Here is a 26,248-nt window from a genome sequence, read left to right as displayed (position 1 = left end):
AGGCGCGGCCGCAGGCGGGTCAGGCGAACGACGGTCCGGTCAGCGCGCGTAGCGCTTCTGGAACTTGTCGATGCGGCCGCTGGTGTCGATGACCTTGTGCTTGCCCGTGTAGAACGGGTGCGAGGCCGAGGAGATTTCGACCTTGATCAACGGGTACTCGTTGCCGTCTTCCCACTTCGTCGTTTCCTTGCTGCCCAGCGTGGAGCGGGTCAGGAACTTGAAATCGGAGGTCACGTCGTGGAAGACGACTTCGCGGTAATTCGGGTGGATGTCGGCCTTCATGGCGGTAACACCGTGTAGCGGGAATGGAAGAGCGGCATTGTAAACCGCCCCGCCAATCCCGTGCAAGCCTGTCCTCAGCCGGCCGCCAGGGTCGCCTCGATGAGGGCCTCGAAGCGGGCCTGGTCGTAGCGCAGCAGGATGTTGGCCTTGTCGGGCCGGCCGCTTTCCCGGCGCCAATCGACCACCGACGCGCCACGGGCGTGGGCGCCCTGCAGCTCGATGGCCAGCGGGCGCTCGGCCAGTTCCAGCGCGCCCTCCGGCGCCAGCACGAAGGCCATGGCCAGGGCGTCGGCGGCGAACCAGTGATCGCCGCGACGGTCGGCCGACCACGAGCGGGTCTTCCCGGAGATGCGGTCGTAGAAGCGGGCGCGGTCGGTATCGGCACGCAGCCAGCCCGCCACCCGCTCATGGTGCAGGCCATGGGCGATGGTGGCCTCCCAGTCGGCCAGGTCGTAGCGGTCGAAGGCCTCCAGGACCAGATGCGCGGCTTCGGGGTCGAAGTAGAAGTTGAACTCGGCGGCCGGGGTGATGTTGCCATGGCAGGTCACCGCCCCGCCCATCACCACGAAGCGTGCGATCCGCTGCGGCAGCGAGGGGTCGAGCTTGAGCGCCAGCGCGATGTTGGTCAGCGGCCCCAGTGCGACCAGCACCAGCCGGCCGGCGTATTCGTGCGACAGGCGCAGAATGGCCAGGGCCGCGTGTTCGGCGTCCGCCTGGCGCGCGGCCGGGGCATAGCCGACATCGCCGAAGCCATCCTGCCCGTGCACATACCCCGCATCCGGCGACGGATGCAGCAGGGGCGCGGGTGCGCCGGCGAACACCGGGATGTCGTCGCGGCCCGCGACTTCGCACAGCTTCAGCGCATTGCGCACGGTGTGCTGCAGGCCGACGTTGCCGGCCGCGATGGTCAGGCCGACGATGTCGTGCCTCGCGTCGTTGAACGCCATCAGCAGCGCCAGCGCATCGTCGACGCCGGGATCGGTGTCGATCAGCAGGGGAATCCTCTCCGTCATCTTCTTCTCTTCGTCTTCTTGGCCGTCGAGTCTCGCACCGCAGGCGATGCCAGGGAAGCGCGGGGCCTGTAGAGCGGAGCCCGCTCCGCTGCAACGGACTTGCTCGGCCGAGCACGCTCGGCTCTACGCCGAGGCGTATCTCGCCGCCCCGCCCACCCAGCGATGGATCACGCGGTCCGCCGCCGCCGGATCGTCCGCGAGCAGGCGCTCCGCCAGCGCATGCACCTGCGGCAGCAGGCCCGCATCGCGCGCCAGGTCGGCCACGCGGAATGCGGCCAGGCCGGTCTGCCGCGTCCCCAGCAGTTCGCCGGGCCCGCGCAGCTCCAGATCCTTTTCGGCGATGACGAAGCCGTCGTTGGTCTGGCGCATCGTCGCCAGGCGGTGCTTGGCCATCATCGACAGCGGCGGCTGGTACATCAGCACGCAGGTCGATGCGGTTGCGCCGCGGCCGACGCGGCCACGCAACTGGTGCAACTGCGCCAGGCCCAGTCGTTCCGCGTTTTCGATGATCATCAGCGAGGCGTTGGGCACGTCCACGCCGACCTCGATCACCGTGGTCGCCACCAGCAGGTCGATCTCGCCCTGCTTGAAGCGGCGCATCGTGGCCTGCTTGTCGGCGGCCTTCATCCGTCCATGCACCAGGGCGACGCGCGCCTCGGACAACGACGCGGACAGTGCCTCGAACGTGGTCTGCGCCGCCTGCGCGACCACCTCGTCGCTGTCGTCGATCAACGTGCAGACCCAGTAGGCCTGCCGCCCTTCCGCGCAGGCCGTGCGGATGCGCTCCACCAGCTCCGGCCGGCGCTCCGCACTCAGCGCAACGGTCTGCACGGGCGTGCGGCCCGGCGGAAGTTCGTCGATCGCGGACACGTCCAGGTCCGCATAGGCCGCCATCGCCAGCGTGCGCGGAATCGGCGTGGCGGTCATGACGAGCTGGTGCGGCACGCGGTTGGCGCCGGCGCCCTTGTCGCGCAGCGCCAGGCGCTGGTGCACGCCGAAGCGATGCTGCTCGTCGACTATGGCCAGGCCCAGGTCGTGGAAGGTCACCGCCTCCTGCATCAGCGCGTGCGTGCCGACGACCACCTGCGCCTCGCCCGACGCCACCTGCGCCAGCACGGTCTCGCGCGCCTTGCCGGTGACCTTGCCGGCCAGCCAGGCCACGCGCACGCCCAGCGGTTCGAGCCAGGCGCGCAGGTTGGCCAGGTGCTGCTCGGCCAGCAGTTCGGTCGGCGCGGCCAGCGCCACCTGCTTGCCGGCTTCCACCGCCAGCATGCCCGCCAGCGCAGCCACCACGGTCTTGCCGCTGCCCACGTCGCCCTGCACCAGCCGCAGCATCGGCGAGGGCTTGGCGATGTCCTCGCGGATCTGTGCGAACACGCGCTGCTGCGCGCCGGTCAGCGTGAACGGCAACGTCTTCAGCAGCGCCTTCACCAGCGCACCCTTGCCTTTCAATGCCGGCGCACGATGCTGCTGCAACGCCAGCCGCTGCCGGCGCAGGCTCAGGTGATGCGCCAGCAGTTCTTCGATCGCCAGCCGGCGCTGTGCGGGGTGCGTGCCCAGCGCGAGCGCCGCGACGTCGGCATCGCGTGGCGGCCGGTGCATGGTGAGCAGCGCCTGCCGCAGCGAGGGCAAGCCCAGGCCCGCCAGCAGGGTGGCAGGGAGCAGTTCGAGCCGATCGTTGTCCGGCAGCCGTTCCAGCGCCTGTCCGACCAGCTTGCGGATGCTCGCCGGCCCCAGACCCTCGATGGCCGGGTAGACCGGATCCAGTGCATCGCCCAACGCCGCATCATCGTCGTCGCCGAGGATGCGGTAGCTGGGATGGACGATCTCCAGTCCATTCTGGCCGGGTTTGGGCGTGCCGTAGCAACGGATGCGCGCGCCGACCGCGAACTGCGCCACCTGCGCAGCACGGAAATGGAAGAAGCGCAGCACCAGTGAGCCGTGACCTTCGTCGGCCACCGCCACCCGCAGCACGGGGCGATAGCGGAAGCCGCGCTCCACCGCCTCCACGCGCCCTTCCACCTGTGCCGGCACGCCGGGCTGCAACAGGCGGATCGGCGTGATCGCGGTACGGTCCTCGTAGCGCAGCGGCAGGTGCAGCCACAGGTCCTGCATCGTCACCAGTCCGCGCGCGGCGAGCTTCTCGGCCACGCGCGGGCCCACGCCGGGCAGGCGGCTCAAGGGTTCGGCGGAGAGTTCGATGGGGGGCGCATCGCGGCGTGCAGGCATCGCGCAAGCATGCCGGGAACGCCGCCAAACAAAAACCCCGGCACCTCACGATGCCGGGGCCCACGTCCAGCGCATCGCCGCGCGGATCAGAACTTCACGGCCACTTCCATGCCGTAGGTGCGCGGCTCGGTGATGGTGGCGCCCACCAGTCCCAGCGGTCCGCGGCCATAGGTGTTCAGCCCTTTCACGTACTGGTTGTCGAACACGTTGTTGCCGTAGATCGCCCAGCTCCAGTGGCCCTGCGGTGCCGTCCAACCGATCCGCAGGTCGGTGCGGTCGCGCGCCTCGCCGATGTCGAGCAATGCATTGACGCCGCAATCGCCCTGCAGGTCCGAGCCGGCGTTGCAGCGGCTGCGCCCACGGTACGCATGTCGCGCCGAGAAGCGCAGTTCGCCATGTCCGGCCAGGTCGATCCGGTAGGCCGCGCCCATCGACGCGGTGAAGCGCGGCTCACCGGTGGCCTCGCCATCCAGGTCCACCCCCTCCGGCGTCACGTAGTCCTTGTACCTGGAATCGATCCACTCGGCCTGTGCATCCAGCGTCAGGCCGTCGGTCACCTTCCAGCGCAGGTCCACGTCGACGCCGGTCGCTTCCAGGTCGCCGGTGTCGAAGACGAAACGCGGGATGTCGACCGGGTTGTTCGGATCGGGATCGATCAGGCGGACGGACTGTCGATTGTCGTACCGGTAGTGGAACAGCGACGCGTTCCAGGCGAAGCGACCGAACGACTGCTTGATGCCGGCTTCCAGGTTCCAGACATCCTCGTTCTCGAACGCCGGGCCGATCTGCAGGGCGTTGAAGCCGCCGGCCTTGTAGCCCTTGGCCAGCGAACCGAAGACCATGGTGGTGTCGTCGAGGTGGTAGTCCACGACGAAGCGCGGACTTACATCGCTCCAGCTGCGCTTGTCACGCACCAGCACGCCCTTGTTGACGATCGCCGGCGGGTCGATGAAGGCCATGTCGAAGGTCAGCAGCTCGCGCGTGATCGGGATGCCCATCTGCCCCAACGCGGCGAAGAAGCCCAGCGATTCCAGCAGCGCCAGCTTGGCCTCCAGCTCCGGTGCGTTGCGAGGCGTGTTGAGCCAGGTGAAGTCCTTCTCGTCGCGGGTATAGCGCAGGCCGAAGGTCAGGTTGAGCCGGTCGTTCGCGCGCCAGATGATGTCACCGAACGCCGCGTAGGCGGTGGTCGACAGCGTGTTGTTGAAGCGCTCGTTCCAGCGGTCGCCCACCAGCGACACCGGGATGCCGTTCATCTGCGCCAGCAACGAGGTGAAACCGAACAGACTGCCGTCCGGCGTCGGCGCGATGCCGAGGTTGCGCACGATGTTGTCCACCGCTTCGGTATTCGTGTTCACCTCGCTGGTCTGGCGGGCGTCCTCCTTGAAGAAGCTGGCGCCTGCCACCCAGTCCAGCCGCGCATTGCTGCCGGCGAACTTGAACTCCTGGTAGAAGGTCTCGTTGCTCTCGGTGTTGACCGAGTCGATGTACAGGTCGGCGCGGTTGGTGCCGTCCTCCTCGGTCTGGTTCAGCGAATCGTACTCGCGCCAGGACGAGGTCGAGGTCAGGTTGCCCCAGGCGAAGGCGTGATCGACGATCAGGGTGACGCCATCGAACGTGCGCCACTCCGCGTTCTCGGCGTCGCTGTAGGTCGGCACCTCGCGCGGGTCGAGGTAGTCGTCGGTGTCCACCGGCACCGACGGCAGCGCCGGATACGCCGGCAACGGCACGATGCCGGTGGTCACACGGCCGTTCTGATCGAGGCTTTCGTGGTCCCAGCTCAGCAGCGCAGTGGTGTTGTCGCCGATGCGCAGCTGCCATGCCGCGCGCGCGGCCCAGACGTTCTCGCCACCCAGATCCTGGCCGGTGGTGCCGTCCTGGAACCAGCCGTCGCTGTGGTTGAACAGCGCGTTCACCCGGAACGCCGAGACGTCGCTGACCGGAACGTTCCACATCGCATCGACGTACTGTTTGCCGTAGTTGCCGAGACGCAGGCGCAGCCGCGCTTCGGTCTCGTCCTGCGGCCGGCGCGTCACCAGCGAGATCGCACCCGCGGCGGTGTTGCGGCCGAACAGCGTACCCTGCGGCCCCTTCAGCACCTCGATGCGCTCCACGTCGAGGAAGGGCAGCAGCACGCCGCCGCCGCGGCCGCCGTACACGCCATCGACGAAGATGCCCACCGCCGGATCGGTGCCGATGCCGAAGTCGTTGGTCTCCACGCCACGCAGGCGGAACGACGGTTGCGTCGGCTGGGCGGCATCGACGACCAGGCCGGGCACGAAGGCATCGATATCGCCCAGGTTCTCCGCCGCGACATCGTCGAGCAGTTGCTGGTCGACGACCTGCAGCGCGATCGGCACGTCCTGCAGTTCCTGCTGGCGGCTCTGCGCGGTGACGGTGATGGTGTCGAGGTTGGTGGCCTGCCGTTCGCCTTCCGGCGTCGCCTGCGCCCACGCCGTCCCGCCCGCACCGAGCACCACGCAACCGCCGAACAGCGCGCGCCGAAGCCCTACGACCAGAGTCCGCTGCATCACTTTCATTACGCCCTCCCGGAAGCGTTGTACGGATACCGGCCTCAGCTGGCCGGCGGTGGTTCACTGCCTGTCGCGGTCGCCGTATCGCAACTGCCCGCCTGCGCGTTGATCCAGGCGCGGATCAGATCGACCCCCTCGCGGTGCACGACCGAGCGGCCGAGCTCCGGCATCATGATCGCGGGATCGTCGCTGTCCAGCCGGTAATCGAAGATGGAATCGGCCGCGCGACCCGGCACGATGTCGTACAAGCGGTTGCCCGTGCCCTTGCCGGCCGCGATCGGCTGCTTGCAGAAGCCCAGCTTCAGGCGGTCCTGCGTGTGCGCGTCCAGCCACAGGCCGGAGGTGATCGCCGGCCCCGTGGCGCTGTGGCAGTGGCCGCAGTTGATGTCCAGATAGGCGCGCGCACGGGCGTCGAGCGGCGCGTTCGTGTCCATCGCATCGGCCAGCCGTGGTGGCGTGGCGGGCACGCCGGTCAGGTAACCGACGCGCACCAGATGCGCCAGCTGGTTCTCCCTGCCGCCGGCATAGTCGAAGTCGCGGTTCAGGTGCCGCGCCTTCGGACCGATCGGCAGCAGCTTGCGCGACTTGTTGTCGGTGATGTGGCAGCCGCCGCACTGGTTCTGGTCCGGCACCTGGTAGTTCGCGGTCTCGCGCTTGCCCTGCGCATCGACCAGATCGAGTTCGACCAGTTCGCCCGTGCGCTTCAGCGTGGCGGCGGACTGTGCATCGTTCCACACGTACGGCAGCGCGACCCAGCCTTCGGCGCGATGCACGAGCAGGCGGGTTTCGATCAGGCGTACCCTGGAAAGATCCAGCGACTCCGCTTCGAGCGGAGAGGATGAGGCCGGCGTGCGCGCGACCGACCTGCCGTCCCACGGCGCTCCTTCGGGCAGCGGGTAATAGAAGGTCTTGCTGAGGATGGTGCCGACGGGGAAGTCGAAGCTGTGTTCTGGCTGGTATCGCGCCGAGGTGCCGGCCGGCATCCAGACCGTGCGCAACTTGTGGGCGTAGTCGCTGAACAACGGCGTGTTGAGGTCGTAGGGCACCACGCCTTCGCTCAGGCGCAGCCGACCGTCCTCGATCCGCAGCACACTCCACTCCTCCAGCGTGGCGGGCTGGCCTTCAGCGAAGAAGTGCACGCCCGGTGCCGGTCGGCAGGCGGACAGCAGCACCCCGGCCGCAAGCGCCATCAGCAGGACCAGCGTGCGCCACCGCATGCGCTGTCCTCAACCGCGCTTCAGGTCGACCGCCGGCAGGCGCGGCAGTTCGCAGTCGTGGAGCTTGGCGTCCTTGCTCGGGTTCTTGTAGCCGCCGGGGCCGTCCGCATTCACGACGCCGTTGACGTTGCGCAGGCAGATCTGCGGCCCGATCTTCCTGCCGTCGACGATCCTGTCCCTATTGAAATAGCCATCCCACAGCACGTCGGGGAAGTTGCCGCGCAGGCCGTAAGTGGCCACCTTCAGCGCCTTCAGGTCGAATCCGTCCGGTGAATCGCCCCCGCCGGACAGCGTGTTGCCGTGGATGAAGATCCGCTCGGGGTACGGATCGAAGTTCGGCGATGCGCTGCTGTCCTTGTAACCGGTGGAATACACGCTGGAGACGATGATGTTGGCGGTCGCGTTGTCGCGGATCTCGTTGCCGAACACTTCGATGTCGTCGTTGGAATTGATGACGATGCCCGACCCGGCCGGCACGCTGGCCACCGGCGTGCCCTTGGCGCCGAAGTTCTCGTGGTTGTTGGCGATCACTTTGTTCGCGAAGACGCGGATGTTGCCGCCCTGCTGCGACAGCCCGGGCATGTTGAACACCAGTATGCCGCCGGTATTGCCGGTCGCCACGTTTTCGTACACGTCGGCATTGATGGTGTTCTCGATCTCGATGCCGGCCACGTTCTGCTCGGCGCGGCTGCGGCGGACGATCACGCCATCGGACTGGCCGACATAGATGCCGGCGTCGGACGCACCTATCGATACGGTGTCCTCGATCAGCACGTTCTTCGTCAGCACCGGATAGATGCCGTAGGCGCCGTTCTTCGTGCTCGGCCCACCGGTCCACTGCACCTTGACGCCGCGGATGGTGATGTTCGACGACTCGCTGATCTTCAAGCCGTCGCCCCTGGAGTCCTCGATCGTGAGGTTCTCGATGGTGAAGTCATCGCCGTTGACCAGCAGCCCCTCGGCGCCGGCCTTCTGGCTCTTGAAGCTCAGCACGCTCTTGTCCATGCCGGCACCGCGGATCGTCACGCCGTCGGCGCGCAGGCTGAGGCTGCGGTCGAAGGCATGGCGGCCGGCCGGGATCTCGATGACGTCGCCCGGCTTCGCATCCAGCAGCCGTTCCTGCAGCGTGGTCGCGAAGGCGGCATCAGCGGCCGCGACGGATGCGGCTTCTGGCGCTTTCTGCTGGCAGGCGCCGGCCACCAGCGCCAGCGCGCCTGCCACCGCCACGGACATGGTGCGTTGCATGAGGTCCCCTCCCATACGCCTGCGTAGTGCCCCGCAGTCTGGTGCGCGGGCAGGTGCGGCACGGAGGGCGGGAGCGGCATACTACGGGGGGTAAAGCGGACAAGCTGGAGGGGCTCCGATGCGCTGGAAGACCGGACTGGGCCATCGCCTGTCGATCGCCAACCTGCCCACCAACATGCTGTGCGGCCTGGTGCTGCTGGCCGGCGAATTCGGCGTGAAGGCCGAAAGCTGGTTCGCCGGCATGCGGCTGAACGTGCAGGAGATCCACGACCCGCAGGCGCGCGTGTCCTACCGCCAGGCCAGCGAGATCATCCGCCGCGCCCTGCCGACCCTGCCGATCGACGGTGTGGGCCTGGCCATGGGCGAGAAGCAGAACGGCGGCAACTTCGGCCTGCTCGGGCTGGCGATGAAGACCGCGCCGACGTTCGGGGACGCCGTGCAGATCGGACTGGAATACCAGCGCAACCTCGGGCCGTTGATGGACCTGGAAATGCAGGACCGCGACGACGGCAGCCTGGCGGTGGTCGCGACGGCGCCGGAGGAAGCCGCCGACCTGCTGCCGTTCCTGTGCGAAGAGATGTTCGCCAGCACACTGATGCTGGCGCGCGAACTGGCGGGGCCGGAGTTCCGTCCACTACGGCTGGAACTGGGCTATCCGGCGCCGCGTTATGCCGCACGCTACGACGACCTGTTCGGTTGCGAGATCCGGTTCGACCAGCCCCACCACGCGATGGTGGTCGACCGGCGCTGGCTGGAGCTGCCGTTCGCCAGCTACAACCCCGTGACGTCGCGACAGGCGCTGGCCCTGTGCCGGGCGCAGCTCACCGCCATGTCGCTGCGCGGCGAGACCACCGCCGCCGTCGAACGCCAGCTTCGCCCGCGCCTGCGCGACAACCCGCAGATGACCGACGTCGCCGCCGCACTGCACCTGAGCGAGCGCACGCTGCGCCGCCAGCTCGCCGAAGAAGGCACCACCTTCAGCGCCGTGCACGACCGCGTGCGCACCGAGCGGGCCCTGGAACTGCTGCAGGATGCCGAAACCACTATCGCGGCCGTCGGAACGCAGATCGGCTTCAACGACGTTCGTGAGTTCCGCCGGGCGTTCAAGCGATGGACCGGACATACGCCGAGCGAGACCCGACGCTCGCCCGCGTAGAGCGGAGCTTGCCCCGCTGTCTCTTGCTGTGTCGACGACATGCCTGACGGCATGCGGAGCCGAGCAAGCTCGGCTCTACGACGCCTCCGCCCTCACTCCAGCACCATCACCGCATCGACTTCGAACGCGGCGCCCTTCGGCAGGCCGGAGACTTCGATGGTCGAGCGCGCGGGATACGGCGCGGCGAAGTAGTCCTGCATCACCGCATTGACCGCCGCGAACTGCGACAGGTCGGTCAGGTACAGGCCCAGCCGCACGATGCGGTCGAGCGAGCCGCCCGCCGCTTCCGCCACCGCCCTGAGGTTGTCGAAGGCGCGGCGCGCCTGCGCGTCGATATCGCCGTCGACCAGAGTGCCGGTGGCCGGATCGAGCGGGATCTGCCCGGAGAAGTACACCGTGTTGCCGGCACGGACGGCCTGCGAATACGGACCGATGGCCGCGGGCGCCTGGTCGGTGTGGATGATCTGCTTGGTCATGGCGGGCTCCTGTCAGAACCCCGATTCTACGTAGGGCAGGCCTTGGCCCGCCATCGGCACCACCCGGATCGCGATGGCATTGAATTGATCGGTGCAGGCGATGGACACGAGTCGCCATCCCCACACGCACGGGCATGAAAACGGCGGGCCAAGGCCCGCCCTACGCCACGGCCGAATCACCATCACCATCACCAATCACCAATCACCAATCACCAATCACCAATCACGAATGACGAATCACCAATCACCAATCACTGCCGACGCACGCCATGCACGACGTTGAGCCGCCGCAGCCGACGCATCACTTCGGCCAGATGGTTGCGGTCGCGCACCTGGATCGAGAAGCGCAGCACGGCGACATTGATGTCGCGTTCGAGATACTCGACACGCTCGATGTTGGACTGGCTCTTGGCGACCGCGGCCGCCACCTGCGCCAGCACGCCGGGGCGATTCTCCACGTCGATCAGCAGGGCGGCGTCGTAATCGCCGGTGACCTTCGCGTCCCACGCGATCGGCACCCAGCGCTCCGGCGACTTGCGGAACTCGGTGACGTTGGGGCAATCAAGGCGATGGACCACGATGCCCTTGCCGGCGGTGTGGTAACCCATGATCTCGTCGCCGGGAATCGGCTGGCAGCACTGCGCGAAACTCACCACGCCGCGCTCGCCGCCGGTGATCAGGATCTTTTCCTGCGAATGCTTGGAGTGGCCGCCGGCGCGCAGCTCGGCGAACGCCGTCAACGCCTGGGCCGCCTGCGAGGGCATCCAGTTGCCCAGCGCCACGTCGGCCAGGAACGCTTCCAGGCGCGGATACTTGTGCTCGCTGAGGAAGGCCTCCAGGCGCTGCTGCGGCAGGCGCTCGAGCGAGCTGTCCAGGTCTTCCAGCGCGCGGTCGAGCATGCGGTGGCCGAGCTGCACCGCGTCCTCGTGTTCCAGCTGCTTGAGCTGATGCCGGATCGCCGTGCGCGCCTTGCTGGTGACCACGAACTCCAGCCATTGCGGCTTCGGCGCGGCCGACTTGGCGGTGATGATCTCCACGCTCTGCCCGCTGGCCAGCTTGGTACGCAGCGGCACCAGCTTCTTGTCCACGCGCGAGGCGACCGCCTGGTTGCCCACGTCGGTGTGCACCGCATAAGCGAAATCCAGCGCGGTGGCGTTGCGCGGCAGCGACAGGATCTTGCCCTTCGGCGTGAACAGGTAGACCTCGTCCGGGAACAGGTCGACCTTCACGTTGTCCAGGAACTCCAGAGACGAGCCGGCGGCGCGCTGGTTGTCGATCAGCTCCACGATCCACGCGTGGGCGCGGTTCTGCGCGCTGTTCGGCGAATCGGTGCCGAACTTGTAGGTCCAGTGCGCGGCGATGCCGCGCTCGGCGATCAGGTCCATCTCGGTGGTGCGGATCTGCACCTCGATCGGCGACCCGTAGGGCCCGAACAGCACCGTGTGCAGCGACTGGTAACCGTTGGCCTTCGGGATGGCGATGAAATCGCGGAAGCGTCCGTCCAGCGGCTTGTACTGCGCGTGCGCGGCGCCCAGCGCGTGGTAGCAGTCCGGCACGGAGTCGACCACCACGCGGAAGCCGAACACGTCCATCACCCGGTCGAAGCTTTTGCCCTCGCCCCGCATCTTGTTGTAGATGCTCCACGGCGTCTTCACCCGGCTGACCAGGCGGTGTTCGATGCCTTCCTTGGCCAGGCGCTGCGACAGGTGCGCCTCGATCTGCGCCATCGACTCGCGGCGCATCACCGGCTGGCTGCGGATGTGCTTCTCGATCACCGCATGCCGCCACGGGTGCAGCGCGCGAAAACCCAAATCCTGCAGCTCCGACTTGACCAGGTTCATGCCCAGCCGCTGCGCGATGGGGGCGTAGATCTCCAGCGTCTCGCGCGCGATACGTCCGCGCGCTTCGGCGCTCTGCGAACCCAGGGTGCGCATATTGTGCAGGCGGTCGGCCAGCTTGATCATGATCACGCGCAGGTCGCGCGACATGGCCAGCAGCATCTTGCGGAAGCTCTCGGCCGCCGCCTCCTGGCGATCGCGGAACTTCAGCTTGTCCAGCTTGGTGACGCCTTCCACCAGTTCGGCGACCGACTCGCCGAATTCGGCGGCGATGTCCACGCCGGTCAACGGCGTGTCCTCGATGGTGTCGTGCAGGATGGCCGCGATCAGCGTCTCGGCATCCATGCCCAGTTCGGCCAGCACGCCGGCCACGGCCACCGGATGGGTGATGTAGGGCTCGCCGGATTTGCGGGTCTGTCCGGCGTGCGCGGCGGCACCGACCTCCCACGCACGCCGCAACAGCGGCAGCTGTTCCTTCGGCAGATACGACGCGGTTTTCTCGAACTGGGCGACGTACTCGGGCACGCCCTCGTCGCGCGATGCGGCGGGGCTGCGGAGTGCCTTGGCGGTACGACCTGAATTCATGTCGCCAGACTATGCCAGTCACGTCGCCACGGCAACGCGCCTAGCGGGCTCCCAAACGCGGAAAGCCCGCTTGCGCGGGCTTTCCATCGATCATCCGTTCCGATCGCAACGGTAGTCGGAAACGATCAGTCGTCGCCCTTGGACAGGTCGTCGTCGGCGACCACTTCGGCGGCGGCCCACTCCAGCGCCTCGCGCTCGGCGCGCTCGCGCTCGGCCTTCTCGACGCGGTCGATCAGCTCGTTGTCGATCCTGCGCGCGGCGATCTCGCGCAGCGCCAGCACGGTCGGCTTGTCCTGCGCCTCGGTGTTGTCGATCTGCGGCTCCACGCCGTTCGCCAGCTGGCGGGCGCGCTTGGCGGCCATCGTGACCAGATCGAAACGGTTATCTACGACTTCCAGGCAATCTTCGACGGTAATGCGGGCCATGCGGGCTCCCGGCGACCGGGCAGGCCGCGCAGTGAATACGGAAAGGGGCCGGGATTGTAGGCAGCCAAGCCCCGCATTGCAAGTCTTTCCTTGCAAATCAATGATTTAGGGCGAGATGGCACTGCTTCCGTAGAGCGGAGCTCGCTCCGCTGCCTCTGGATGTGCTCGAAACGGATGCTGGGCAAACCCCAATCCAGGACGGTTTCCTCGCGGGTTGATGGCGTGCGGAGCCGAGCAAGCTCGGCGCTACGCCGGTCGGGCGCTATTCGGCCAGCAGCGCCGCGATCAGGTCGGCGTGGCGTGCGTCCTGCGCTTCGCGGCGCAGGCGGCTGGCGGTGAAGATGGCGTGCATCTGCTCGACCGCGGTCTCGAACACGTCGTTGACGATGACGTAGTCGAACTCGGCGTAATGCGACATCTCCTCGCGCGCGGCTGCCAGCCGACGCTGGATGACCTCTTCGCTGTCCTGCCCGCGCGCGCGCATGCGCTGTTCCAGCGCGTCGCGCGACGGCGGCAGGATGAACACGCTGACCGCGTCCGGCACCTTCTCGCGCACCTGCCGCGCACCCTGCCAGTCGATCTCCAGCAGCACGTCCTTGCCGGCCGCCAGTTGCGGCTCCACCGACTGACGAGCGGTGCCCTTCCAGTCGCCATGGACTTCGGCGTACTCGAAGAAATCGCCGGCCCGGATCATCGCCTTGAACTCGTCGGCGCTGATGAAATGGTAGTGCTGCGCATGCCTCTCGCCCGGACGCGCACCACGGGAGGTGAAAGAAATGGACAGCGCGATGTCGGCATCGCGCGCCAGCACGGCGTTGACGATGCTGCTCTTGCCCGCGCCCGACGGCGCCGCGACGATGTAGAGGGTCCCCCGGTTGGAGCTGGGATTCGTGATTCGTGATTCGTGATTCGCAGACGCCGAATCGCGCTCATTGGGAGTCTGGTGAGTCATCGTCGCGCTCAAGTGGTAGTTCCATCGATCCGTTCGTCCCAGCGATTCTGAATGGGTGCTTTTCCGCATCACCAATCACCAATCACCGCCTCACTCAATGTTCTGCGCCTGTTCGCGGATCTGGTCGATCAGCACCTTCAGCTCCACCGCGATGTTGGTGGTGCGGATGTCGACGGACTTGGAGCCCAGGGTGTTCGCTTCGCGGTTGAACTCCTGCAGCAGGAAGTCCAGCCGGCGGCCCTGCGGTTCCTTCTGGGTGAACACGCGGCGGATCTCCTTGATGTGGCTGTCGAGGCGGTCGAGTTCCTCGTCCACGTCGAGCTTCTGCAGCCACAGCACCAGTTCCTGTTCCAGCCGGCCCTGCTCCATGTTCTGGGCCACGTCGGCCAGGCGCGCTTCCAGCTTCTGCCGCTGGCCCGCGCGGATCTGCGGGATGAGGGTGCGCACTTCCGCCGCCAGCGCCGCGATGCCGTCCACGCGTTCCAAGATCGCCGCCACCAGCTTGCCGCCCTCGCGCTCGCGCGCCGCCACGAACTGGTCCAGCACCGTGTCCAGCAGTCCGAGCGCCTCGGCCTGCAGCGCCTCCATGTCCACGCCCTTGCTCTGCAGCACGCCGGGAAACTGCAGCACGTCGGTCAACTCGGTGCGCAGGTCCGGCAGGCGCGCGGAGAGCTCCTGCGCCAGTTCGGACAGTTGCGCCACCACGCGCGGGTTGAGTTGCAGCGCGCCGCCGCCTTCGGGCGCGCGCAGGCGAAGGGTCAGGTCCAGCTTGCCGCGCGACACGCGAGAGGCCACGCGCTCGCGCAACGCCGGCTCCAGCGCGCGCAGTTCGTCCGGCAGGCGCACGCCCAGTTCCAGGAAGCGGTGATTGACCGCGCGCAGTTCGGCCGCCAGCGTGCCGCCCTCGGTAGCGCGCTCGCCGGTGGCGAACGCCGTCATGCTGCGGATCATGCAGGTGCCCATCGGACCAGTGAGCGGCGCATCTTACCAGCCTGCACGGCCGCCGCCGGGCCCGGGAGGGCGGGCTGGTAGACTTCGTCCCCCTCTTTGCGGATGTTCCCATGTCCTTCTCACGCCCCAGTGGCCGCCAGCCCGACCAGATGCGCGATGTGAGCATCCTGCGCCACTACACCCGCCATGCCGAGGGCTCGGTGCTGGTCAGCTTCGGACATACCCGCGTGCTGTGCACGGCGACGGTGGAGAACAAGGTGCCGGGCTTCCTGCGTGGCAAGGGCGAAGGCTGGGTGACCGCCGAGTACGGCATGCTGCCGCGTTCCACCCACACCCGCAGCGACCGCGAGGCCTCGCGCGGCAAGCAGGGTGGGCGCACGCTGGAGATCCAGCGGCTGATCGGACGCACCCTGCGCGCCTGCGTGGACCGTGGCGCCTTGGGCGAGCGCACCATCACCCTGGACTGCGACGTGCTGCAGGCCGACGGCGGCACGCGTACCGCCGCCATCACCGGTGCCTACGTGGCGCTGGTGGACGCGGTGAACTGGCTGAAGGGGCGCAACGAGATCAAGCGCGACGTGGTGCATGGCGCCGTGGCGGCGGTCTCGGTGGGCATCTACCGCGGCGTGCCGGTGCTGGACCTGGATTATCCGGAGGACAGCGACTGCGACACCGACATGAACCTCGTGATGAACGACGGCGGCGGCTTCATCGAACTGCAGGGCACGGCCGAAGGGCACGCCTTCCGTCGCGAAGAGCTGGATGCGCTGCTCGCGCTGGGCGAGAAGGGCATCGGCGAACTGTTCGCCGCCCAGCGCGCCGCGTTGGCAGGTTGATGTTGTCCTGTGGGAGCGACGTCAGTCGCGATAGCCCAGCGGTAACGCCTCATCGCGACTGACATCGCTCCCACAACCGCCCTGTTCCACGGAGTTGACTGATGCCGCAGATCCTCAGCCTGGTCACCCTGCTCGTCGACGACTACGACCGCGCCATCGCGCATTACCGCGACGCGCTCGGCTTCGAACTTCGCGAGGACACCGACCTCGGCGGCGGCAAGCGCTGGGTGCGCATGGCACCGCCGGGCGACGGCACCACGGACCTGCTGCTCGCCGTCGCGAGCACGGACGAACAGCGCGCGCGCATCGGCGACCAGACCGGCGGGCGCGTGGGGTTCTTCCTGCAGACCGACGACTTCTGGCGCGACCATGCGCGCATGACGGCCGCCAGCGTCGAGTTCCTGGAGACGCCGCGCGAAGAGGCCTACGCCACCGTCGCCGTGTTCCGCGATGCCTACGGCAACCGCTGGGACCTGCTGCAACCCAAGGGCTGATCCACCATGAAACTCGTCCTCGCCTCCTCCAATCCGGGCAAGCTGGAAGAACTCCGCGGCCTGCTGGCCGACACCGGCATCGAACTGGTCGCGCAATCCGACCTGGGCGTGGAGGATGCCGACGAGACCGGCACCACCTTCGTCGAGAACGCGCTGATCAAGGCGCGCCACGCCAGCCTGCAGACCGGTCTACCCGCGCTGGCCGACGACTCCGGCATCTGCGTGGATGCGCTGAACGGCGCGCCCGGCCTGTATTCGGCGCGTTACGCCGGCGAGCACGGCAACGCCGACCGCAACATCGACAAGCTGCTGGACGCGCTGAAGGACGTCGCCGGCGACCAGCGCGGCGCACATTTCTACTGCGTGCTGGTGCTGCTGCGTCATGCGCACGACCCGCAGCCGCTGATCGTCGAGGGGGAATGGCGTGGACGGATCCTGCACGAGCGTCGCGGCAGCGGCGGACACGGCTACGACCCGGTGTTCTTCGACCCGTCGCGCGGACAGACGGCCGCCGAAATGCCGCTGGACGAGAAGAACCGCATCAGCCACCGCGGCAAGGCGCTGGCCGGCCTGAAGCAGCTGCTGCTCGACCTGCCCTGACCATGCTCATCCCGCCCCCCCTGTCGCTGTACGTGCACCTGCCGTGGTGCGTGCGCAAATGCCCCTACTGCGACTTCAACTCGCACCAGGGCAATGGCGCGCTGCCGTTCGACGACTATGTGGACGCCCTGCTGCGCGACCTGGACCAGGACCTGCCGCTTGTGTGGGGTCGCACGGTGCACAGCGTGTTCTTCGGCGGCGGCACGCCCAGCCTGTTTCCGCCGGAGGCGATCGACCGGTTCCTGCAGGGCGCGAGCAGCCGGCTGCGCTTCGCACCCGGACTGGAAATCACACTGGAGACCAATCCCGGTACCGCCGAGCACGGCCGCTTCGACCGCTACGCCGCGGCCGGAGTGAACCGCATCAGCTTCGGCATCCAGAGCTTCGACGATGCGAGCCTGGAGAAGCTCGGCCGCATCCACGACAGTCGCGAAGCCGAAAATGCAGTGAAGCTGGCACAGGATGCCGGCTTCGACAACGTCAACCTCGACCTGATGTACGCCCTGCCCGGCCAGACGCTGGCGATGGCCGAACACGACCTGCAGCGCGCGTTCGCCTTGCGGCCGGCGCACATTTCGCACTACCAGCTGACGCTGGAGCCGAACACGGTGTTCTTCGCGCGTCCGCCGCAGGGCATCCCCGACGACGACCATGCCTGGGACATGCAGGAGCACTGCCAGGCGCTGCTCGCCGACGCCGGCTACGGGCACTACGAAGTCAGCGCCTACGCGCAGCCGGACCGGCGCTGCGCGCACAACCTCAACTACTGGCGTTATGGCGATTACCTCGGCATCGGCGCCGGTGCGCACGGCAAGATCACCGTCGGCGCCACGCAGCGGATCCTGCGGCGCTGGAAGGTGAAGCATCCGGCGACCTACCTGGCTACCGCCGGCACGCCCCAGGCGATCGGCGGCGACGACGACATCGGGCCCGATCGCCGGCCGTTCGAGTTCATGCTCAACGCGCTGCGGCTGCACGAAGGCTTTGCGCTGGCCGATTTCACCGCCACCACCGGCCTGCCGCCGGCGAGCATCACGGCGGCGCTGCAGCAGGCCGCGCAGCACGGCTGGCTGGACCTGTCCGCGACGCACGTGCGCCCCACGGCCCTGGGCCGGCGGTTCACCAACGATGTGATCGAACTGTTCCTGGAGACCTGATCCGCGCCCCGCCCGCACGTGCCGACGGAGGGGTGCGCAGGCAACACCGGGTGTGATAATGATGCGGCTACAGGGGAGCCCACCGCACCGATGACCGCGACACGACCGCCTACGTCCGCTGCCGCGCCGACCACGATCGCATTGTCGGCCCTGCCGCCGCGCGTGCGCCGCGTGCTGCAGAACCTGTTCGACCATATCGCCACGGATTTCGTGTCGGCCCTCAACGGCATGCTGGTGGAGTTCGAGCAGCAGTTGTTCAAGCAGGCCGAGCAGGCCCGCAGCAACCATGCGCAGGCGCAGATCTTCGTGGACCTGCGCTCGCTGCAGAAGAACCGGGGCGAGCTGGTCCCGCACTACATGTTCGCGCTGGAAGCGACGCTGGCGGGCATCCGCAGCGCACGGCCGGCGGACGAGTCGGCGCAGGCACGGCTGGACTACCAGACGCTGACCCTGGTCGAGGACGCGGTGATGGACCAGGAGATCGTGCTGCGCGAGGTCGCGCGCCGGCACGAGCAGCGCGGCAACGCGCAGATCCTGATGCTGGGCCAGCGGTTCGGCGTGCTCGCCTGCTGCCCCGCCTACGAGGCCGAGACGTTGCCGCTCGGCCCGTACCGCCTGTGCCACCTGCTGAAGGACGCGGCGCAGTGCCTGGACCTGTCCATCGATGCGCAACTGGTGCTGTACCGCAGCTTCGACCACAAGGTGATGCTGAACTACACCGAATGGGCGAGCACGGTGAACCAGTTCCTCGCACGCGAGGGCATCCTGCCCGGCCTGGTCTACGCGCCGCGGCGCGCACGCACTCTCGAGATCGTGCGCCCGCCGCGCGATGAGGCCGGCAGTGGCGCACGACCGATGACCGGCTGGCAGAGCCAGCCGGGCGGCTCGCACTGGGCCACGCTGTCGCCCGAACAGCTGCATGCGGTCGCCGGCGCGCTGACCGGCAGCAGGGACGGCGAGCACCATGCCGTGACGTCGTCCGCCGTCGCAGGCGCGCCCGCCGCCGACGCGGCCGCCTCAGGCGCGTCCTCGCAGGAGATGGCCGGCTCGTTCGAGGTGCTGCAGAAGCTGCTCTCCATACGCCGCGGCGGCCTGCAGGCCGATGCGCTGGCGCAGGCAGGCGGGCTGGCACCGCTCACCGGTCACGCCGACGGAGCCGCCGCCGGTGGCACGGCAGGCCATGGCCACCGTGATGGCGGTGACGGTGGCGCCCCGGGCGGCACACAACGCGGCGGATCGTCGGATACACCGGCTCCGCGCCGTCTTCTGCCCACGCCCGACGTGCTGGGCACCCTGCAGGCGCTGCAGAAGGCGCCGCTGCCCGCCCGCACGCCGGACCAGCCGCGCCGCACGGTCGCCGACCTGCAGCAGGCCATGCTGGCCGAAGTCCGCGCCACGCATGGGCCGGGGGCGACGCTGGCCAGCGCCGATTCGGACACCTTCGAGCTGCTCGACCTGCTGTACAACGAGATCGAGCGCGAAGTGCAGCACGACGCCCCCGCCGCCGACATGCTGGTTCGGTTGCAGGTGCCGGTCGTGCAGGCCGCCCTGCGCGACCGCAACTTCTTCCTGCGCGCGCAGCATCCGGCGCGCGACCTGCTCAACACGGTGGCCGAATCCGGCGCCACCTGGCTGGGCGACGACGATGTCGATCCGAACCTGGTGCAGCGCCTGCACAAGGCGGTCGAGACCGTGGTCGAAACCTACGAGGGCGACGAGGCGGTCTTTGAAGACGCCAACCGCGACGTGCAGCAGCACCTGCAGGCAGCGGCGCGCAAGGCCGAACTGGCCGAACGCCGGCAGATCGAGGCCGCGCGTGGCAAGGATCGGCTGGAGATCGCCAAGCAACGGGCGGTGGACACGATCGAATCGGCGATGGCCGAAGCCAGGCCGCAGAAATTCGTGCAGGCCCTGCTGAGCCAGGCCTGGGCCGACGTGCTGACGCTTACCCAACTGCGCAATGGCGAGTCGTCCGCGGAATGGGCCGACCAGCTGCAGACCACGCTGGAGATCGTCGCCGCCACCACCACCACGCAGGCGCCCGACCCGGCGCTGGCGGGCAAGATCGAAAGATCGCTGGTGCAGGTGGGCTACCACGAGGACGAAGCGGCGGCGATCGCGCGCCGGCTGTCCAGCGCCGAGGAAGACGAAACCACCTCGCGCACCGAGCTGACCGCGCGCCTCAAGGCGCGCGCGCGCCTCGGCGGCCAGGGCGAGGTCAAGAAGAGGCCCGTGCAGGCGCGTACGCCGCAGGAGCAGGAGTGCTACGACTACCTGCGCACGCTGCCGTTCGGCACCTGGTTCGAGTTCACCCGCAACCAGCAGGGCGACGTGCAACGCCAGCGCCTGTCGTGGTTCAGTCCGGTGACCGGCAACGCGCTGTTCGTCAACCAGCGCGGCCAGCGCGTGGGCGAGCACTCGCTGGACACGCTCGCCCACCTGATGGCCAAGGGCCAGGCGCAGGTGGTCACCGAGGATCGCGGTCGCCTGATCGACCGCGCCTGGAACGCCACCCTCAGCGCGCTGCGCAGCCTCACCGGCCGCGGCGGCGAACCCGCAGGAGACGCCGCATGATGCGCGAGTTCCGCCGTGCCCGCCGGCGCGCCGTGGCCAAACCGGTCGCCGTGTTCGACCTGATGACCGAACAGGTGATCGGCCGGCTGGGCAATCTGTCCGAGTCGGGCATGCTGCTGGTCGCCACCGAGCCGGTGGTCGACGACGCGCTGTACCAGCTGCGCTTCCACCTGCAGGACGCGCGCGGTCAGGACCAGCCGATCGACGTGGGCGCGCACCTGGTCTGGTCCGCGCCGGCCAACACCCCCGGCCAGGCCTTCGCCGGCCTGCGCTTCCTGACCATCGATCGCGAACCATTGGAACGCCTGCGCCAGTGGGTGGCCGCCGGCCCCGAAGCCGAATAGCGCGCCAGGCGACCATCCCCGCAAGGCCCACGCGGAACGATTGCGGCAGAATGGCGGCTCTTTCGCACGAGCCGCCGCCATGAACGCACCCGCCTCCTTCGACACCGACCTCGTCCCGCTGTACGCCGACCACTTGGCGACGATGAAGCGGCGCGCGGACGAAGCGCTGGCGCGCGGCGGCTTCGACCACCTGGTCGTGCCCAGCGGCACGCAGCATTGGCAGGTGTTCGACGACCGCGACTATCCGTATGCGGTGAACCCGCAGTTCAAGGCCTGGCTGCCGCTCACGCGCCTGCCGTACAGCTGGCTGGTGTACACGCCCGGCCAGCGGCCGAAAGTCATCTTCTACCAGCCGTTCGACTACTGGCACGTGGTGCCGGACGCGCCCAGCGGCTGGTGGGTGGACCACGTCGACGTCCACATCATCCGCAAGCCCGAAGAGGCCGGCGCCTTGCTGCCGCCGGCCGCACGCAGCGCGATCCTCGGCGAGCCGCAGAGCGCGCTCGGAGACCATGTGCCGAACAATCCCGAGCCGGTCCTCCAGTACCTGGAGTACCAACGCTCGTACAAGACGCCGTACGAGATCGTACTGATGCGGCAGGCGCAGCGCCTGGCCGTGCGCGGCCACCGCGCCGCCGAAGCCGCCTTCCGCGCCGGCCAGAGCGAGTTCGGCATCCACATGGCGTACTGCACGGCGGTGGGCCAGGACGCCAACGACCTGCCCTACGGCAACATCATCGGCCTCAACGAACACGCGGCGATCCTGCACTACATGGAACTGCAGCGCGTGGCGCCCGATCCGCTGCGCAGCTTCCTGATCGACGCCGGCGCCAGCTTCCACGGCTACGCCAGCGACATCACCCGCACGTATGCCTACGACACCGGCAGCGAGTTACAGGCGCTGATCGACGCGGTGGACGCCGCGCAGCAGCGCATGTGCGCCGGCGTGCGCGCCAACGTGGACTACAAGCAACTGCACGTGGACGCGCACCACACGCTGATGGGCATCCTGAAGGATTTCGGCGTGATCACCGTATCGCCGGAAGCGGCGGTCGCCACCGGCGTCAGCGCGGCGTTCTTCCCGCACGGCCTGGGCCATCCGATCGGCCTGCAGGTGCACGACGTGGCCGGCTTCGCCGCCAGCGACCGCGGCGGCCGCATCGAGCGCCCCGCCGGCCATCCCTACCTGCGCATGACCCGCGTGCTGGAACCCGGCATGGTGGTGACCATCGAGCCCGGGCTGTACTTCATCGACCTGCTGCTTGACGAGGTGAAGAAGAACGGCCACGCCGCCAGCGTCGACTGGGCGCGCGTCGACGCGTTCCGCCCGTACGGCGGCATCCGCATCGAGGACGAAGTGCTGTGCACCGAAGGCGATGCGGACAACCTGACGCGGCCGGCGTTCGCGGAAGCAGGCTGAGGCAACGTAGCCCAGGTAAGGCCAACGGCCGCACCCGGGGGTTCGGACACCTTCCGTGGCAGACCCTCCCGGGCGCTCTGCGCTCACTCGGGCTTCGCTTCCTAACTGATCAGTAAGGAACCTTGAAGGCACATGAGTACAAGTGAAAAACCAACGCCATTCAAGCTTGCCCTTTGGTCCGTGCTTGCTCTGTTGGCAGGCCTGTGGTTTTGGAGGTCAGCAGCCGGCAATCCTCTTCATGACCTAGCTCTGATTAGGGAAAGCCAGATAGCTTCCGGATCACTTTCGGACGTGGGTGAGTTTGAGGAAGAGGACCACCGAGGCCGATACACCTCAGGCGCCGTGGGTGTTTACGAGTACACAGTAAACGGAAAGACCTATCAGGTCTTAGCGAAGGCTGCATCAGAATGGCGGTTAGCAGATACAGCTGATATTGAATATCTTCCCGATGCACCAGACATCAGTCGCGTGAAGGGAATTGGTGTGCAGAGCGTCAGCGAGTGGTTCTGGCGAAAGATAGTAGCTGGCTTAGTATTGCTTGGCTTTATGCTGTATCCGGGCATTCACTTGGCACATCTAGCCATCAAAGACTATAAGAGGCTGAAGCAGCCCGAGGTGTGACTCGCGAAATTGCACCCAGTTGGATTCGGATAGGCTGCTAGGTTGGCAGCTTACGCAAAGGGAACGGCACGCATGACGTTCATGATCGGCCAGGGCGAACGCGTGGTGCCGGTGGGCGAGCCGGAACCGCAGCACTGCCCGCGTTGCGAAGAGGAGCGCGACTTCCAGCCGCAGCTCGCCTACAAGTACGGCGAGTTCGACCTGCTGTTCGGCTTCGTCTACGGCAGGCGCTACCAACTCGCATGCCCGGAGTGCAACCACGGCTGGCGGCTTGATCGACGGGAGGCCGAGCGACGCTACGGCAAGCCGGCGATCCCGTTCCGCCTGCGCTACGGCTTCTTCATCCTGCTCGGCCTGTTCGCCGCCCTCGGTGCGGCCTACGTGGCGAACCCGCCGTTGCCATGACGCTCGCCGCCGCGCCGCTGGATACCGCCCTGCTGCTGCCGATGACGGCGCATGTCGCGCTCACGGCGTTGCTCTACGTGCTGCTGACCGTCGCGCGGGCACCCGCCATCTGGGACATCGGCCGTCGCGCGGACGGCCGCAATCCGTGGACGACGGTGGAACCACGCATCAGTGCCAACCTGTCCAACCAGTTCGAGTGGCCGCTGTTCTTCCACATCGCCTGCGTGTTGCTGATGATGTTCGGCACCAGCACCCTGGCCATCACGCTGGCCTGGCTCTTCGTCGGTGGCCGCCTGCTGCACAGCGCCGTGCAGGTGCTGACCACGAACGTGCGCCTGCGAGGCCTCGTGTTCACCGTGAACTTCCTGTCGGTGCTGGGGCTGTGGGGCGTGTTGCTGGATACGGTATCGGGACGCGCGTAGTACGCGGATGCACGGGGCCGTTCGACAGGAGGCTACGCGCTTGCGTCAATGGAGCGTTCGATTGAAGGCGAGCCATCGCGAGGGAATCGTGAGACATGCAACAGTGACGGCTGTCTTGCTCGGATGCACTGCGGTGGACCTGCTCCGCGCTCTCTCGGACTGATATGCTCCTCGCGTGCCGCCGCGCAGGAGTGGCACGCGGGGAAGACGAGGCGATGCGTGGGGACGCGAGCTTCGACCGGCTGCCGTGATCCTGCGATACCTCACTTGCCATGGAAGTCGAGTCGATGTCGCTTGCCGCGCCTGTGTCCGCTGCCGTTTCTTCCTCCGCCAACGACGATACCCCCGCGCATTCCCTGCAGCGCCTTGCACCGGGGTCCGTCCCGCGGCCGCCCACCAAACCGCTGTACACATTCCTCCTCTGGCTGGTCGCGCTGCTGTCCGGCCTGATGCCGCTGCTCTATCTCGGCCTGATCGTCGGCCTGGCGTCGCTGGGCTACCACTACTACGCGGACTGGGCACCACGCGAACGCTTCAACCTGTTCGTGGCACTGGCGTGGATCATGCCGGGGTTCGCCATGGGGGTGATGATCCTGTTCATGCTCAAGCCCCTGTTCGCCCCGCGTGCGCAGGCGCCCGATGCCGTAGCGCTCTCGCCCGACGACGACATGCAGTTCACCGGTGCGGTCCAGGCGCTCAGCCAGGCCATCGGCATCCGCCCGCCGCATCAGATACGGCTCAGCCACCAGGCCAATGCCTGGGTGCAGTTCAGTCCCGGCCTGGCCGGCCTGGTGGGCGGGCACAAGACGCTGACCATCGGCCTGCCGCTGGTGGCGGGCATGAGTGCCCGGCAGTTGGTGGGTGTGTTGGCGCACGAATTCGGACATTTCGCGCAACAGGGCGGCATGCGTGCCGCCGTGCTCATCCACGGCGTGAACCGCTGGCTGGAATCGCGTGCGTACCATCCCGATGCCTGGGACGAACGGCTGCGCCGCTGGGCCGCCGACGAGAACAATGGCGGCTACGCGCAGTTGACCTGCGCCTTCACCCTCTGGTGCCTGTGGCTGACCCGGATGCTGATGCGCGGCCTGTTCCAGGTGAGCTTCCGCATGAGCCAACGGCTGTCGCAGGAGATGGAGTTCGACGCCGACCGCTACGAGGCCATCGTGGTGGGCAGCGACGGTTTCGCCGATACGGCGCTGCGCCTGCGCGCGCTTGCGCTCTCGCTGCATGAAGTGGACCAGCTCAATCGCAAGATCTGGCGCGAGGGCAAGCTCGTCGGCGACCTGCCGGCGACCGTCGGCCTGCGGCTCGCCCAGTGGACCGATGACGACTGGCGCAGAGTGGCCGAGCAGCTCGATGCGGACGATGAAACGCGCTACTGGGATTCGCATCCCGCCGACCAGGCCCGCATCGCGAACGCCCAGGCCTTGCGGGCTGCGGGCCTGTTCCGCGACGAACGCCCCGCTTCCACGCTGTTCGCCGATTTCCCCGCCCTGTGCCGCCGCGTGACCGAGCACTTCTACCGGGGCCTGGAGCTGGAATTCGGTCCGCGCAACCTGGTCGACGGCGCGCAGTTGTTGGGACTGGGTCGGCTACCGGAGCCGCTGGCGCGGGTCTGGGACGCTTACACCAACGGCATGGTCGGCGTGTGCCCGCTGCTCGATCCGGCTGAAGGCTCGCGGCTGCCGGCGTCGGCGTTCGACTGGCAGGGCTGCGTGGATGAGCTCCGCCGGCTGGGGCCCGACGCCAGCGGCCTCTGGCAGCGGCTGGAGCGCCGGCGCGAAAAAGCCGGCCAACTGTCGTTGTGGGTGGCGTTGATCGACCTGCAGGTCGACTTCCTCATGCCCGACGGATCACTCCCCGACGGTGCCAGGCTGCGCGAGGATCATGCCGCCTGCGTGGCGGACGACACGCCCGACCGCAAACTGGCCGCACGCATCCTGGCCGTGTCCGCGCGCCGCCTGCAACACGGCATCGCCGCGCTGGACGAATCCGCACACAATGACGCCCAGGCACGCCTCGGCGTACTGCAGCAACTGCACGATGTCTGGCCCCGTCTGCAGCGCGTCTTCAACGAGGGGCGCGTCTGCCTCTGGCTGCACGGTGGCATGCGCGGCGACGATGCTTCCCTGCGCCAGCACGTCAGTCGCCTGGGCGCGCGCTATCGCGAGCAGACGTTGCAACTGCTCGCCGATCTGGATGGCATCCAGCTGCGGGACGGGCCGTCGCTGGGACAGCATCTGCGCGCTCGCTGCGGCCGGCTCTCCAGTGCGGGCGGCGACGACATCCAGTTCATCCAGGTCACTTCACCGCTGGAGGACGCCTTTCTGGAGCTGTACCAGTCGACGCTGGCGGAACTGGCGGCCACCGCCCATGCGGCCGAGCAACGGCACGGCATCCGTCCGATCAGGCTGTTGAAGCGGGCAGTCTGAAACCGGAGCAGGAAGACCTTTCCGTTGGTCGCGTGCCGGT

Annotated in this window: 23 protein-coding genes; 12 read left to right on the top strand and 11 right to left on the bottom strand. The window is 67.9% G+C overall.

Going from position 1 to position 26,248, the window contains the following annotated elements:
• Positions 1–39: 39 nt before the first annotated feature.
• The 6 genes from VGN58_RS02880 to VGN58_RS02855 form a co-directional block, all read right to left on the bottom strand.
• Positions 40–282, bottom strand: coding sequence for a type B 50S ribosomal protein L31 (locus VGN58_RS02880; RefSeq protein WP_162336762.1), 243 nt, complete (start codon positions 280–282; stop codon positions 40–42).
• Between the two features lie 74 nt (positions 283–356).
• Complete coding sequence (locus VGN58_RS02875) at positions 357–1,295, bottom strand: nucleoside hydrolase (protein ID WP_327481435.1); 939 nt, start codon at positions 1,293–1,295, stop codon at positions 357–359.
• A gap of 123 nt (positions 1,296–1,418) precedes the next feature.
• Entirely contained in the window at positions 1,419–3,524 is a 2,106-nt protein-coding gene (gene recG, locus VGN58_RS02870) for an ATP-dependent DNA helicase RecG (RefSeq protein WP_327481433.1), read from the bottom strand.
• A gap of 86 nt (positions 3,525–3,610) precedes the next feature.
• Positions 3,611–6,061, bottom strand: coding sequence for a TonB-dependent receptor (locus VGN58_RS02865; RefSeq protein WP_327481431.1), 2,451 nt, complete (start codon positions 6,059–6,061; stop codon positions 3,611–3,613).
• Between the two features lie 35 nt (positions 6,062–6,096).
• Positions 6,097–7,272, bottom strand: coding sequence for an SO2930 family diheme c-type cytochrome (locus tag VGN58_RS02860; protein ID WP_327481429.1), 1,176 nt, complete (start codon positions 7,270–7,272; stop codon positions 6,097–6,099).
• 9 nt (positions 7,273–7,281) lie between these two features.
• Entirely contained in the window at positions 7,282–8,517 is a 1,236-nt protein-coding gene (locus tag VGN58_RS02855) for a parallel beta-helix domain-containing protein (RefSeq protein ID WP_327481427.1), read from the bottom strand.
• Positions 8,518–8,635: 118 nt separating this feature from the next.
• Here VGN58_RS02855 and VGN58_RS02850 point away from each other — a divergent pair, with 118 nt between their 5' ends.
• On the top strand, positions 8,636–9,673 hold the full coding sequence (locus VGN58_RS02850) for an AraC family transcriptional regulator (protein ID WP_327481425.1): 1,038 nt from the start codon (positions 8,636–8,638) through the stop codon (positions 9,671–9,673).
• Between the two features lie 92 nt (positions 9,674–9,765).
• On the opposite strand, the gene VGN58_RS02845 is transcribed toward VGN58_RS02850, so the two are convergent.
• The 5 genes from VGN58_RS02845 to VGN58_RS02825 all read right to left on the bottom strand — a co-directional run bounded on the left by VGN58_RS02845 (position 9,766) and on the right by VGN58_RS02825 (position 14,900).
• Complete coding sequence (locus tag VGN58_RS02845) at positions 9,766–10,149, bottom strand: RidA family protein (protein ID WP_327481423.1); 384 nt, start codon at positions 10,147–10,149, stop codon at positions 9,766–9,768.
• A gap of 251 nt (positions 10,150–10,400) precedes the next feature.
• The gene (locus VGN58_RS02840) at positions 10,401–12,572 is read right to left on the bottom strand and encodes a bifunctional (p)ppGpp synthetase/guanosine-3',5'-bis(diphosphate) 3'-pyrophosphohydrolase (protein ID WP_327481420.1); all 2,172 of its coding nucleotides are present in this window, start codon (positions 12,570–12,572) and stop codon (positions 10,401–10,403) included.
• 125 nt (positions 12,573–12,697) lie between these two features.
• Positions 12,698–12,997, bottom strand: a complete 300-nt coding sequence (gene rpoZ / locus VGN58_RS02835; RefSeq protein WP_327481418.1) for a DNA-directed RNA polymerase subunit omega — start codon at positions 12,995–12,997, stop codon at positions 12,698–12,700.
• Between the two features lie 262 nt (positions 12,998–13,259).
• Positions 13,260–13,949, bottom strand: a complete 690-nt coding sequence (gene gmk, locus VGN58_RS02830) for a guanylate kinase (RefSeq protein WP_327481416.1) — start codon at positions 13,947–13,949, stop codon at positions 13,260–13,262.
• A 90-nt stretch (positions 13,950–14,039) separates the two neighbouring features.
• Positions 14,040–14,900: a YicC/YloC family endoribonuclease gene (locus VGN58_RS02825; RefSeq protein ID WP_327481414.1), complete on the bottom strand. Its 861-nt coding sequence runs from the start codon at positions 14,898–14,900 to the stop codon at positions 14,040–14,042.
• Positions 14,901–15,010: 110 nt separating this feature from the next.
• On the opposite strand from VGN58_RS02825, the gene rph reads away from it, so the two are divergent.
• The 11 genes from rph to VGN58_RS02770 all read left to right on the top strand — a co-directional run bounded on the left by rph (position 15,011) and on the right by VGN58_RS02770 (position 26,208).
• Positions 15,011–15,736, top strand: a complete 726-nt coding sequence (rph, locus tag VGN58_RS02820) for a ribonuclease PH (protein ID WP_327481412.1) — start codon at positions 15,011–15,013, stop codon at positions 15,734–15,736.
• A gap of 101 nt (positions 15,737–15,837) precedes the next feature.
• The gene (locus VGN58_RS02815) at positions 15,838–16,230 is read left to right on the top strand and encodes a VOC family protein (RefSeq protein ID WP_327481410.1); all 393 of its coding nucleotides are present in this window, start codon (positions 15,838–15,840) and stop codon (positions 16,228–16,230) included.
• Between the two features lie 6 nt (positions 16,231–16,236).
• Complete coding sequence (gene rdgB / locus VGN58_RS02810; RefSeq protein ID WP_327481408.1) at positions 16,237–16,830, top strand: RdgB/HAM1 family non-canonical purine NTP pyrophosphatase; 594 nt, start codon at positions 16,237–16,239, stop codon at positions 16,828–16,830.
• 2 nt (positions 16,831–16,832) lie between these two features.
• Positions 16,833–17,987: a radical SAM family heme chaperone HemW gene (gene hemW / locus VGN58_RS02805; protein ID WP_327481406.1), complete on the top strand. Its 1,155-nt coding sequence runs from the start codon at positions 16,833–16,835 to the stop codon at positions 17,985–17,987.
• Positions 17,988–18,077: 90 nt separating this feature from the next.
• Positions 18,078–20,561 carry a DUF1631 domain-containing protein gene (locus VGN58_RS02800; RefSeq protein WP_327481404.1) on the top strand — a complete coding sequence of 828 codons (2,484 nt, stop codon included), beginning with the start codon at positions 18,078–18,080 and terminating at the stop codon, positions 20,559–20,561.
• Complete coding sequence (locus VGN58_RS02795; protein WP_055940066.1) at positions 20,558–20,905, top strand: PilZ domain-containing protein; 348 nt, start codon at positions 20,558–20,560, stop codon at positions 20,903–20,905. The genes VGN58_RS02800 and VGN58_RS02795 overlap by 4 nt, the downstream gene beginning before the upstream one ends.
• A gap of 79 nt (positions 20,906–20,984) precedes the next feature.
• On the top strand, positions 20,985–22,325 hold the full coding sequence (pepQ, locus tag VGN58_RS02790) for a Xaa-Pro dipeptidase (RefSeq protein ID WP_327481402.1): 1,341 nt from the start codon (positions 20,985–20,987) through the stop codon (positions 22,323–22,325).
• A 132-nt stretch (positions 22,326–22,457) separates the two neighbouring features.
• Complete coding sequence (locus VGN58_RS02785) at positions 22,458–22,946, top strand: hypothetical protein (protein ID WP_327481400.1); 489 nt, start codon at positions 22,458–22,460, stop codon at positions 22,944–22,946.
• Positions 22,947–23,018: 72 nt separating this feature from the next.
• Positions 23,019–23,351, top strand: a complete 333-nt coding sequence (locus VGN58_RS02780) for a hypothetical protein (RefSeq protein WP_327481398.1) — start codon at positions 23,019–23,021, stop codon at positions 23,349–23,351.
• Positions 23,348–23,773, top strand: coding sequence for an MAPEG family protein (locus VGN58_RS02775; protein WP_327481396.1), 426 nt, complete (start codon positions 23,348–23,350; stop codon positions 23,771–23,773). Before VGN58_RS02780 ends, VGN58_RS02775 begins: the two co-directional genes overlap by 4 nt.
• 272 nt (positions 23,774–24,045) lie before the next feature.
• On the top strand, positions 24,046–26,208 hold the full coding sequence (locus VGN58_RS02770) for a M48 family metallopeptidase (RefSeq protein ID WP_327481394.1): 2,163 nt from the start codon (positions 24,046–24,048) through the stop codon (positions 26,206–26,208).
• Positions 26,209–26,248: the final 40 nt, after the last annotated feature.

The organism is Pseudoxanthomonas sp. (assembly GCF_035999195.1).
Taxonomy (GTDB): Bacteria; Pseudomonadota; Gammaproteobacteria; order Xanthomonadales; family Xanthomonadaceae; genus Pseudoxanthomonas_A.
Note: the sequence above shows the minus strand (reverse complement) of the source record. Positions and strands in the feature narration are given on the sequence as shown.